Raw genomic sequence first — 11,483 nt, 5'->3', positions numbered from 1 at the left:
AGTGGGCGGCGGCGCCGCCCCAGAAGCCGTGGACGAGGACGATGGTGGGTTGTCGGTGATGGTTCTCTTCCCTCGCGGGTCGGGATCACCTGGGGACGGCGGGATCACTGAGAGTGAGTCTTGTGCGCTGCGGGCCGTGGGGCGCGGTCCGGGGGCGGTGCCGTCAGCGGACCTCGTCGCTCCTCGTCGGTTCCGTGCCGCCCTGGTCGAGCCGGAAGGGCGGGTATGCGTCCGTCATCAGGCTCGCGTAGGCGGCCACGCGTAGGACCCAGCGGTTCAGGCCGACGAGCAGGGCGAAGAGATCGCGTGGGTAGCGTTCGGTGAAGGCGACGGCGAAGCCCGCGATGACCGCGAGCAGGGTGATCAGCCCGCCGCCCCACCAGTGCGTCCGCATGCCGCCGGTGAAGAAGGCGATCACCAGGTACTGCGGGATGGCGAGCAGCCACCACTTGACCAGGACGAGCGAGCGCGAGAGCCGCTCCGGGTAGGCGATGTCCAGCCGGGCCGGGTAGTCGGGCTCCGGGCCCAGGCTGAAGGGCGGGTACCGGTCGGTGCCGAGGGCGCCGTACGCGTAGTACGAGACGCGCCAGGACCAGCGGAGCACACCGAGGTTGAAGTCGAACAGGCCCCGTGGGTAGCGCTCGGTGAAGAGGATGGCGAAGAAGGCGATCACGGTCACGACGAAGAAGGCGATCCACAGGAAGAACAGCACGATCCAGTGGGGGATCACCAGGACCCACTTGACCAGCCACAGCCAGCGGGAGAGCGGGGCGTCGAGCTCGGCCGTCACCGCGACCGGCGGGTACGGGGCGGACGGGGCGGACGGGGTGTCCATGAGGGTCACTTCCTCACGAGGTCGGTCGTCTGCGTACGAGAGCCGGTACAGCCCCCGCCCCCCCGCGACACCGTCACCAGGTGCACCTCCGAGACGACGTCGAGTAGCCGGCCGGCGTCCCTCCCACCTCTCAGGATCGCCCGGTTCCGTGGTCCGTGGGAGGGTGACCCCGCATCCTGTCAGGGGCATGCCCGTGGGCGACGGCGTGCGCGGCAGGGATCCGGTCGTGGATGCACACCTGCTGACCGGGCAGGGACGTCTCAGCGGCAGAGAGCCGTGTCCACGACCGCCTGGACACGGTTCGTGCCCGCCTCGTCCGGCGGGATGCTCGTGACCGTGACGTTGGCGGCGCGGCCGTCGTCCGTGGCTCCTCCCCGGGTCTCGTAGCCCACGAGGTCGCCGCCGTGGCCCCAGTAGACGCCTCCGCAGGACAGCTTCCTGCTCATGACCCCCAGTCCGTAGTGGCTGCCGGTGTCCCCGACCGGGACGGTCGTACGCATCTGGGCGAGCTGGGCCGCCGGGAGGAGGCGGCCCCCGAGGAGCGCGGTGAAGAAGCGGTTGACGTCGGAGTTGGTGGAGATCAGCTGGCCTGCCGCCCAGCCCGCCGAAGGGTCGATCTCCGTGAAGTCGCGCGGCGGCGCGCCGTCCGAACTCCTGGCGTACCCCTTCGGATGCGGCTCCCGGATGGTCTTGTCACCGGGCGTGGGGAAGTAGGTGTGGCGCAGCCCGATGCGCTTGATGATGCGCCGGTCCATTTCCTCGGCGAGGGGGCGGCCGGTGACCTTCTGGATGATCAGGCCGGCCAGCACGTAGTTCGTGTTGCTGTAACTCCACTTCTTCCCGGGGGCGAACTCGGCCTCGTCCTGGAGAGCGATGTCGACGAGCTCGCGGGGCTCGAAGTACCGGTACTTCAGCTCGTCGTCGCTGATGTGCACCCCGTACTCGGGAAGTCCACTGGTGTGCTGGAGCAGTTGGCGGACGGTGATGCGGCGTCCGTCGATGCCCTTTCCGCGTACGAGGCCCGGGAGATAGGTGTCGACGTGCGCGTCCAGGGCGATCTTCCCCTCGCCGACCAGTTGCAGCACGATCACCGCGGTGAACGTCTTCGTGTTGCTGCCGATCCGCACCTGACCGTCCCTGGGCACCTTCGAGCCGGTGGCCAGGTCGCCGACCCCCGCCGTATAGGTACGGGTACGGCCATCACGGTCCTCGACGCTCGCCAGCGCGGCGGGCTGGCCGTCCCGCACCAGCGCCTGCAGGCCCTGCTGGACGGCGTCGGGCCGGGCGGCGGCGGACGCCGGGGACGGCGCCAGTGTGCCCGTGGTCATGACGGCGACGACCACCGCGGCCGCGGCCGCCATCGCTCCGCGTCGCCCGCCGTGCCGCCGCTCGGAGGAACGAGGCCCGTGCCATGTCTGCTCACGCATAAGTCAACTCCGTTGGAATCGTGGGGTGCTGTCGGCTGCTCCACCCGTCGACCGGGCAGGACACGATCATGGATTCCGGGGGCTCCGGCGCACATCGCGGGAAGGCGGGAGAAAATGCTCCCCCGATCGGGGGAGGCCGCAGGTGAGCCGCCCGTACATACTGGCTGATCATGATCAGAGCAATGCGGCCGCTGCTGAGCCGATCCACGTACGCGGGTGCGTTGTTCGCCTATGGCGGCGTCCTGGCGAGCCTTCCCCTGCTGTCCTTCGCGTTGCTGCCCGCGCTGGCCTGGCGGTCCGCTCCCGAGGGTGTGCAGATCGTCGTGGTCCTGCTCGTCTGGGCGGTGCTGGTCGGCCTGGTCGGGCTGGCCCGCACCACGCGGCGGGTGCTGATCGTGTCCGCCCGCCGGCTGCTGGGTGTGTCGTTGTCCGATCCCGCTGCCGTACGAACGTCCGCGAGCTCGTCCGGCACCGGGTCGGCCGCTGCCGGGTCGGCCCCTGGCCTGCCGGGCCCTGCCGTGGCGTCCGTGGCCGACCGTTGGCGGACTCCGCTCTGGATGCTGCTGCACGTGGCACTCGGGTGGACGGGGGCCCTGGGGAGCGGTGTGCTGCTCTTCATGGGCCTGACTCTCCCGGTGGGCTGGCTCAAGGCCGAGGCAGGGCTGAGCCTGTTCGGACGGTCGGTACGGGTGTCGGGCGGCTGGGAGAGCTGGGCGGCCGGGCTCGGCTGCCTGCTCCTTGCGGCGGCCGTGTGCGCGGGGGTGACGAAGGCCATGCGATGGTCGGCGCCCAGGCTGCTCGGGCCGTCGTCGGCGGAGCGGCTCGCGCTGGCGGCTGAACGGGAGCTGCGTCTGGCCGAACGCAACCGGCTGGCCCACGAGCTGCACGACTCGATCGGGCACACGCTGACGACGACCACGATCCAGGCCGCGGTGGCGGGCGAGGTGATGTCCACCGACCCGGTGGCGGCGCGGGCCACTCTGCGCAGCATCGAGGAGTCGGCCCGGGCCGCGCTCGAAGACCTGGACTACGTGCTCGGTGTGCTGCGCGAAAGGGAGGCCGAGACCGCGCCGCCTCGCACCTTGGCCGATCTGCCCGAGCTGCTCGACCGCGTGCGGCACGCGGGCGGGGTGGTGGAGCTGGAGCTTTCGGGGAACCCGGCGCAGGTGCAGGGAACGCTCTCCCGGGCGGCGTACCGGATCCTGCAGGAAGGGCTCACGAACGCGATGCGGCACGGAGCGGGCGGTCCGATCGAGGTCCGGGTGGCGGCGGCACCGGAAGGACTGGAGCTCGGCGTGGTCAACGCGACCAGGGCCGGAGCGAGCGGGGGCACGGGCGAGGGCACGAGCCGGGGACCGCAGCGCGGGGGTGCCTTCCCGACATCCGGGCACGGTCTGCCCGGCCTCGCCGAGCGCGTGCGGCTGCTGCACGGTGACTTCGACGCCGGCCCGGACGGGCCGCGGCACTGGCGGCTGGCCGTGCGGCTGCCCGTACGGTTGTCGGCATGAACGGCCCCACGGCGAGCACGGCCGGTACGGCGGAGCCGGCCGTCCCGGCGGACACGCCCGTCACACTCCTCGTCGCGGACGACGACGAGGTGACCCGCAGCGGTCTGCGCACCTTGCTCGCGGCGCAGCCGGGAATCGTGGTGATCGGGGAGGCCGCCGACGGGGTCGAGGTGGTCGAGCAGGCGCGGCGGCTGCGTCCGGACGTGGTCCTGATGGATGTACGCATGCCACGTCGCAACGGGATCGAAGCTACCCGCCAACTCCTCGCCGAGTCGACCGAGTCGACCGAGTTGCCCGAGTCGACCGAGTCGGCCGCGCCGGTCCAGTCCGCAGGACCGCCGAAGGTCGTCGTGATCACGACCTTCGAGAACGACGACTACGTCACCGCCGCGCTCAGCGCCGGGGCCAGCGGCTTCGTACTCAAGCGGCTTCCGGTCCGGCAGATCGCCGAGGCGGTACGAGTGGTGGCGGCGGGGGAGGCGATCCTCTTCCCGACGACACTGCGCCGGATGGTCGCCGCCCGTCCGCTGGAGTCCGCCGAGGCGTTGCCGAAGGCGGCGCTGACGGTGCGGGAGGAGGAGGTACTGCGGCTGGTGGCCACCGGGCTTTCCAACCCGGAGATCGCGGAGTCCCTCACAGTGAGCCTGGAGACGGTCAAGACGCACGTCGGGAACGTGCTGACCAAGCTCGGCGCGCAGAACCGGACCCACGCGGTGGTGATCGCGTACGAGTCCGGTCTGGTGGTGCCGGGGTTCACAGGCTGAGGCGCCGTCGGCCTCGGCGCCGGTGCGCGACGTCACCGCCGTCCGGCAAGAACAGCCTTCCCCTTCAGCGGCGGTCCCTCTCGAACGTCCGGAGCAGGTCCGCCGCGATGCTCACCGCGATCGTGGCGGGCTCCTTGCCCCTGATCTCGCCGATTCCGACCGGGGTCTTGATCCGGTCGATGGTGGCGGCGTCGTGGTCGCCCTCGGTGGCCAGGCGGTGGCGGAACCGCGCCCATTTGGCGGCCGAGCCGATCAATCCGATCGAGCCGAGACCGGCGGTGCGCAGGGCGGCGTCGCACAGCGCCGCGTCCTCGGCGTGGTCGTGGGTCATGATCAGGACGTGGGTGCCGGGCGGGAGCTGCCCGAGGACCTCCTCCGGAAGCAGTGGTGTGTGGTGCACGTGGATCTGCGCCACCGCGTCCGCGAGTACGCCGAGCCGTTCGTCGGTGAGTACGTCGGGGCGGCTGTCGATCAGGTGCAGATCGAGGTCGTGGCGGGCCAGGATCCGCGCCAGCTCAAGCCCGACGTGCCCGACGCCGAAGACCGCCACCGCCTGGACCACCGGCAGCGGTTCGAGCAGGACGGTGACGGCTCCGCCGCAGCACTGCACGCCGTGCCGACCGGTGACCTTGTCGTTGAGGGCGAACTCCATCAACTCCGGCTCCGGATCGGCCGCGACGTTCAGTTCGCGCGCCCGATCGATGGCGACGGCCTCGATGTTGCCGCCGCCGATCGAACCCCAGGTCTCGGTCAGCCCCACGACGAGCTTGGCACCGGCCCGACGGGGCGCGTGGCCGCGCACGGTCGCGACGGTCGCGAGCGTGCCGGGTTCCCGACGGGCTCGCAACCGCGCGACCGCGGTCACCCAGGTCATGTCAGGCATCGCTCAGAGCGCTTGCGTCGGCGGGGATCTCGCTGCCGCTGCGAGCGTGGCCGTCGCGCCGCACGTCGCTCCCGCGGGCTGCTTCGATCGCCCAGTACACCGCCTCCGGTGTCGCGGGGGAGGCGAGCTCGACGCTGACCCCGACCGGCCCGAACGCCGCGGCGGCCTGCCGCAGCGCCTCTCGGACCGAGAACGCCAGCATCAGCGGAGGCTCACCCACCGCCTTGGACCCGTAGACCGCACCCTCCTCGGTGGCGTTCTCCATCAGCCTGACGTTGAACTCCTCGGGCATCTCCGAGAAGCTCGGCAGCTTGTAGGTACTCGCCGCCTGGGTCAGCAGCCGGCCGCGGTTCGGCCCGTCACCGGTGTCCCAGCGCAGGTCCTCCAGCGTCAGCCAGCCGGCGCCCTGTACGAAGCCGCCCTCGACCTGGCCGATGTCGATCATCGGTGACAGGCTGTCGCCGACGTCGTGCACGATGTCCACCCGCCGGATCCGGTACGCGCCGGTGAAGCCGTCGACCTCCACCTCGGTCGCGGCGGCGCCGTACGAGAAGTACTTGAACGGCGAGCCCTGGAACGTCTTCGCGTCCCAGTGCAGGCCCTCGGTCCGGTAGAAGCCGGCCGCCGACAACTGAACCCGCTGGAAGTACGCGGTGCGCACCAGGTCGTCCCAGGCCAGTTCCCTGTCGTTGCCGATGACGCGCGCGACGCCCTCGACGATGCGCACATCCGAGGCGTTCGCACCCAACTGGGTGCCGGCCACCCGCAACAGCCGATCGCGCAGCTGCTCGCAGGCGTTCTTCACCGCCGCACCGTTGAGGTCCGCGCCGGAACTCGCCGCGGTGGCAGACGTGTTGGGCACCTTGTCGGTGCGTGTCGGGGCCAGCCGTACCTTGTGCAGCGGGATGCCCAGCGTGGTCGCCGCCACCTGCAGCATCTTGGTGTGCAGGCCCTGCCCCATCTCCGTACCGCCGTGGTTGATCAGGACGGAGCCGTCCTTGTAGATCAGCACCAGTGCGCCCGCCTGGTTGAAGGCGGTGAGGTTGAACGAGATTCCGAACTTGATGCCGGTGAGCGCGAGCGCCCGCTTGGTGTTCGGGTGTGCGGCGTTGAAGGCCGCGATCTCACGCTTCCGGTCGGCGATGCCCCCGTGGTCGTGAACCTCCTGCCAGACGGCGGAGATCCGTTCGGGATGAAGGACCTGCTGTCCGTACGGCGTGGACTGGCCCTGCCGGTAGAAGTTGAGTTCCCGCAACTCCATCGGATCCAGGCCGAGCAGCGGCGCGCACCGGCCCAGGATGTCCTCGATCACCAGCATGCCCTGCGGTCCGCCGAAGCCGCGGAAGGCGGTGTTGGAGACCTTGTTGGTCTTGGCGATGCGACCGGCGACGCGTGCGTTGGGGATCCAGTAGGTGTTGTCGATGTGGCACAGCGCGCGGGCCACCACCGGCTCGGACAGGTCCAGGCTCCAGCCACCGTCCGCGGTCAAGGTGGCGTCCAGGGCCTGGATGTGCCCGTCGTCGTCGAAGCCGATCCTCCATTCGGCGTGGAACCCGTGGCGCTTGCCGGACATGGTCAGGTCCTGGGTCCGGTTGAGCCGTACCCGGACCGGCCGGCCGGTCAGCCTGGCGCCGAGCGCGGCGACGGCCGCGAACCCGTGCGGCTGCATCTCCTTGCCGCCGAAGCCACCGCCCATCCGCAGACACTGCACGGTCACTTCGTGGCTGTGCAGGCCGAGCACGTGCGCGACGATCTCCTGGGTCTCCGAGGGGTGCTGGGTGCTGCTCTGGACGAACACCTGGCCGCCCTCGTCGAGATGGGCCAGCGCCGCGTGCGTCTCCAGATAGAAGTGCTCCTGGTCGGAGAAGTGGAACTCGCCGGTGAACACGTGCGCGGAGTCGGCGAAGCCGGCGTCGACGTCTCCGGCCAGCATCACGGGCCGGGCGCCGTGAAAACTGTCGGCCGCGATCGCTTCCCGCAGGCTGATCAGGGAGGGCAGTTCGTCGAGTTCCACCTCGACGGCCGCCGCCCCCAGCCGGGCCGCCTCCAGGGTCTCCCCGAGCACCCAGGCGACCGCGTGGCCGTAGAACATGACCGTGTCGGGGAACAGCGGCTCGTCGTGCTTCATGCCTGCATCGTTGACGCCCGGCACGTCGGCACCGGTCAGCACGCGGACCACGCCGGGCACGGCGAGCGCGGGCTCGGTACGCAGCGCGGTGATCCTGCCGTGGGCGTTCATGACCTGGACCGGGTAGGCGTGCAGCACGTCCTTGGTGCGCTGGACCAGGTCGTCGGTGTAGAGCGCGGTGCCGGTGACGTGCAGGGTGGCACTCTCGTGCGGCATCGAGACGCCTACGACAGGCTTTTCGGGGAGTTCGGACAGATGGCTCATGACGGCACCGCCTCGGTGGTTCGCGCGTACAGCTTCAGCAGGCTCTGGCCGAGCATCGCGGAGCGGTACTCGGCGCTGGCGCGGTGGTCGTTCATCGGTGTGCCCTGCGCCCGCAGCACCTGGGCCGCGGCCTCGACGGTCTCCGCCGCCCAGGGCTTGCCCTCCAGGGCCGCCTCGGTGGCGAGGGCGCGGATCGGGGTGGCGGCCACGCCGCCCAGCCCGATGCGTGCCTTGCGGACGATCCCGTCCTCGATGTCGAGCGCGAAGGCGACCGCCACGCTGGAGATGTCGTCGAAGCGCCGCTTGGCGATCTTGTGGAAGGCCACGACCGGCGACAGCGGCAGCGGGACGCGCACCGCGCGGATCAGTTCGCCGGGCCGGCGGACGCTCTGCCGGTAGCCGGTGAAGTAGTCGGCCAGCGGGACCTCGCGCTCACCGTCCGGGCCGGCGAGTACCACCGACGCCTCCAGCGCGAGCAGCACCGGCGGGGTGTCACCGATGGGGGAGCCGGTACCCAGATTGCCGCCGAGGGTCGCGCTGTTGCGGATGAGCCGCGACGCGAACTGCGGGAAGAGCTCCGCCAGCAGTGGGACGGTGCCGTCGAGGCGGCGTTCGATCTCGGTGAGTGTCTGCGCCGCGCCGATCTCGATGTGGTCGGATTCGACGCGCAGCTCCCGCAGTTCGGGCAGTCGGTCGACGGCGACCACGCAATTCGCCCGGCGGGAACGGATGTTCACCTCCACACCCCAGTCGGTGCTCCCGGCGACCACCACCGCGTCGGGCCGCTCGCCCAGCAGCCGCAGCGCTTCGCTCAGGGTGCTCGGCCGCAGGAACGTGCTGTCGCCCTGGGTGTACTCGGTGGCGACCGGTTCGGGCGCGGACTGCTCGCGACGCCGCGCCAGAGGGTCGTCCGCGGTGGGGGCACCGACGGCGAACGCGGCATCGCGAATGGGACGGTAACCGGTGCAGCGGCACAGGTTTCCACTCAACGAGTGCAGATCGAAACCGTTCGGACCGTGTTCGGAGTCAGAGTCGGAGTCGGTGGCGTCGGCCGAGCCGGCGCCGTCCGCCGATTCCGCGTGCGCGCAGCGGTCGGGTCGGTAGTACTCGGCAGCCATGCTGCAGACGAATCCCGGTGTGCAGTAGCCGCATTGGGAGCCGCCGCGGACCGCCATCTCCTCCTGTACCGGGTGCAGCGTGGGCGGTGCGCCGGGTTCGCCGGCGGTGGCGAGACCTTCGGAGGTGATGATCTCCTGACCGTCGAGCGCCGCGGCCGGGACCAGGCAGGCGTTGACCGCCACCCAGTCGGTGGGCTTGTTCACCCCGGGGCGGGCGACCAGGACCGAACAGGCGCCGCATTCGCCCTCGGCACAGCCCTCCTTGGTTCCGGTGAGGCCACGCTCGCGCAGAAAATCCAGCACCGTGGTCTGGGGGGCAGCCGGAGAAAGGGGTGTTTCGTTCCCGTTGACCGTGATCCGCGGCCCTACCATGACGGGCCTTCGTTTCGGTGCGCGATCGGTCGATTCATCATGTTCGCCAATTTCGGGCAGCTTTCTGTGTTCAGACGCGCCACGGGACAGGAGCGGGCGCAGAACGGCACGCGACAGCGACGTGCCAGGAGATGGGGAAGGGAAACCTGGAATGCGCCACGGACGGGCACATCAGAACGGCGTAATCAGCAGCCGTGCGCGATACGACCCGGAACCCAGACCGTGGTGTGGGCGAGGCGACTCAGGTCAGAGCTGGTGTACATCCGCCGGTCGCCTCCTCTCGGTCGTTCTGGATCGACGTGGACCGCAAGCTAGCGGCTGACGTCCCAGCGGTCAAGTGGCGGGCCTCCGCCAAGTACAGCGACCGGCTGGTTAACATCGCGCGCCCACGTGACTCGGATGCCGCACTCCCGGCGGCGTTTCGTATGCGCGGTTTCTGGCAGTCTGTGGCGTTGTGTGCTTGATGTGCCAGAGGAACGTCCCTAAGGGGTGCGCTTGAACGCGGTGAAGCGGAGCCAGGCGACGAAGACCGTCGCCGGAGTCTCGGCCGCAGTGCTTCTGCTGCTGACAGGGTGCGACGTGCAGGGGATCTACCGGCCGGCTCGACCCGCCACCGGAGGTCCGTACACCTTCTACGTGAGCCCCGACGGCGACGACAAGAACGACGGCCTCTCGCCGCAGAAGCCCTGGAAGACCCTCGACCATGCGAACGCCGTGCGCTTCCAGCCCGGCGACCAGCTCAGACTCAAGGGCGGCGAGCGGTTCCGCGGCAGCGTCAGCCTGGACAAGACCGAGGCGGGCAGTGCGACGCGGCCCGTCGTGATCGAGTCGTACGGCACCGGCCGCGCCACGATCGCGCCGCGCGGCACGTCCGGCATCACCGTGCGCGACACCGCCGGCGTGGAGATCAGGAACATCGCGCTCGTCGGCGACCGCAGGGCGCTACGAGAAGGGGTGGGCATCGCCTTCCGCAAAACCCTCCCGGGCTCCCGGCGGCTCGACCACGTCACGATCACGAACGTCGAGGCGAGGGGCTTCCAGAACGGGATCAGCGTCGGCGCGGAGAAGGACGCCGCCGTGGGCTTCGGCGACGTTCGGATCGCCGATGTCTCCGTGCACCACAACCTCGAGGGCGGACTCGTCTTCTACGGGCCCGAGTTCGAGGCCGACAACCCTGCCTACGCGCACTCGGGGCTTCGGATCGAGCGGGTGAAGGCGTACTCCAACACCGGCGACCCGAAGAGCGGCGCGCGCAACACCGGCAGCGGCATCGCACTCGGCAGCGTCCGGGACGTGACGGTGACGCGCTCGGTGGCCCACGACAACGGTGCGAGGTCCGCCGCCGACGCCGAGGAGGGGCCCGAGGGCATCTGGGTGTACGACTCCACCCGCGTGGTGCTGGAGAACAACAGGTCCTACCGTAACCGCACCGGTTCACGGGTCGACGGCGGCGGATTCGGACTCGACAACAACGTGTCCTTCTCGGTCATGCAGTACAACCTCGCGTACGGCAACGACGGGCCGGGCTTCCTCGTCTACTCCGGCCAGTCGACCGGAGCCCACCGGAACAACACCGTCCGCTTCAATATGAGTTGGGACGACGCGCGGAAGCTGCCCCAGTACGGCGGCATCGTCGCCTACGGCACCCGGATGAGGAACCTGGACATCTACCACAACACGGTCGTGATGCGGACGGAGGGCCTGGCCTCCGCGGGGAACCGGCCGCCGGCGCTGCGGCTGCGCGACGGCATGCGTGGCGTGCGCGTCCTCAACAACATCTTCGCCACGGACGGCGGCCCCCTGCTGGAGGCCGAGTCGTCGTACGCCCCCGCCACGCTTCGGCTCCAGGGCAACGACTACTACAGCACGGGCCCTTGGTCACTGGGGTGGGGCGCCAAACGCTTCGCGTCGCTGGCGGGCTGGCGCACCGCTTCCCGCCAGGAGACGCTCGACGGCGAGCCGACCGGCTCCGTCGACGACCCGTGCCTGCGCGGTCTGGCCGCCCCGATCGCCGACTCGGCCGGCGCCTCGGATCTGGTGCCGCGCTGCGAGGACGAGGTGCCCGCCGCCCTGGGCCCGCAGGCGTCGGGCGTCAACCCGGGCCCCGTCGACTACTTCGGCAACCGGATCCGCGAGGCGCTGACGGTCGGGGCCGCGCAACCGCGCCCCGCCGACTGAGCCGAA

General features: G+C 70.5%; 8 protein-coding genes. 3 read left to right on the top strand and 5 right to left on the bottom strand.

Annotation, left to right across the window (positions count from 1 at the left end; all coding sequences use genetic code 11):
- Positions 1-163: 163 nt before the first annotated feature.
- Positions 164-835: a DUF4389 domain-containing protein gene (locus Q5762_RS01225; protein ID WP_315889980.1), complete on the bottom strand. Its 672-nt coding sequence runs from the start codon at positions 833-835 to the stop codon at positions 164-166.
- 260 nt (positions 836-1,095) lie between these two features.
- Positions 1,096-2,262 (bottom strand): serine hydrolase domain-containing protein, encoded by a 1,167-nt coding sequence (locus Q5762_RS01220; protein ID WP_399494161.1) that lies wholly within the window; start codon positions 2,260-2,262, stop codon positions 1,096-1,098.
- Between the two features lie 170 nt (positions 2,263-2,432).
- Here Q5762_RS01220 and Q5762_RS01215 point away from each other — a divergent pair, with 170 nt between their 5' ends.
- Together Q5762_RS01215 and Q5762_RS01210 are read left to right on the top strand one after the other, a co-directional pair.
- Entirely contained in the window at positions 2,433-3,770 is a 1,338-nt protein-coding gene (locus tag Q5762_RS01215) for a histidine kinase (protein ID WP_315889979.1), read from the top strand.
- Complete coding sequence (locus Q5762_RS01210; protein WP_315889978.1) at positions 3,767-4,534, top strand: response regulator transcription factor; 768 nt, start codon at positions 3,767-3,769, stop codon at positions 4,532-4,534. Before Q5762_RS01215 ends, Q5762_RS01210 begins: the two co-directional genes overlap by 4 nt.
- Before the next feature lie 64 nt (positions 4,535-4,598).
- Here Q5762_RS01210 and xdhC read toward each other — a convergent pair whose 3' ends face one another.
- From xdhC to Q5762_RS01195, 3 genes are read right to left on the bottom strand one after another with little or no spacing between them, the layout of a single operon-like run.
- Positions 4,599-5,408, bottom strand: coding sequence for a xanthine dehydrogenase accessory protein XdhC (gene xdhC / locus Q5762_RS01205; protein ID WP_315889977.1), 810 nt, complete (start codon positions 5,406-5,408; stop codon positions 4,599-4,601).
- Between the two features lies 1 nt (position 5,409).
- Positions 5,410-7,809: a xanthine dehydrogenase molybdopterin binding subunit gene (gene xdhB / locus Q5762_RS01200; RefSeq protein ID WP_315889976.1), complete on the bottom strand. Its 2,400-nt coding sequence runs from the start codon at positions 7,807-7,809 to the stop codon at positions 5,410-5,412.
- Entirely contained in the window at positions 7,806-9,299 is a 1,494-nt protein-coding gene (locus Q5762_RS01195; protein WP_315889975.1) for an FAD binding domain-containing protein, read from the bottom strand. The genes xdhB and Q5762_RS01195 overlap by 4 nt, the downstream gene beginning before the upstream one ends.
- 504 nt (positions 9,300-9,803) lie before the next feature.
- Here Q5762_RS01195 and Q5762_RS01190 point away from each other — a divergent pair.
- The gene (locus Q5762_RS01190; RefSeq protein WP_315890240.1) at positions 9,804-11,477 is read left to right on the top strand and encodes a right-handed parallel beta-helix repeat-containing protein; all 1,674 of its coding nucleotides are present in this window, start codon (positions 9,804-9,806) and stop codon (positions 11,475-11,477) included.
- Positions 11,478-11,483: the final 6 nt, after the last annotated feature.

This window comes from Streptomyces sp. P9(2023) (genome assembly GCF_032436795.1).
Lineage (GTDB): Bacteria > Actinomycetota > Actinomycetes > Streptomycetales > Streptomycetaceae > Streptomyces.
The sequence above is the reverse complement of the archived record's forward strand: the minus strand, read 5'-3'. Positions and strand labels throughout refer to the sequence as shown.

Coding starts and splice junctions, on each gene's coding strand:
- Q5762_RS01210 (WP_315889978.1), top strand. CDS start 3,767: ATGAACGGCCCCACGGCGAGCACGGCCGGTACGGCGGAGCCGGCCGTC.
- xdhC (WP_315889977.1), bottom strand. CDS start 5,408: ATGACCTGGGTGACCGCGGTCGCGCGGTTGCGAGCCCGTCGGGAACCC.
- Q5762_RS01220 (WP_399494161.1), bottom strand. CDS start 2,262: ATGCGTGAGCAGACATGGCACGGGCCTCGTTCCTCCGAGCGGCGGCAC.
- Q5762_RS01225 (WP_315889980.1), bottom strand. CDS start 835: ATGGACACCCCGTCCGCCCCGTCCGCCCCGTACCCGCCGGTCGCGGTG.
- Q5762_RS01215 (WP_315889979.1), top strand. CDS start 2,433: ATGATCAGAGCAATGCGGCCGCTGCTGAGCCGATCCACGTACGCGGGT.
- xdhB (WP_315889976.1), bottom strand. CDS start 7,809: ATGAGCCATCTGTCCGAACTCCCCGAAAAGCCTGTCGTAGGCGTCTCG.
- Q5762_RS01195 (WP_315889975.1), bottom strand. CDS start 9,299: ATGGTAGGGCCGCGGATCACGGTCAACGGGAACGAAACACCCCTTTCT.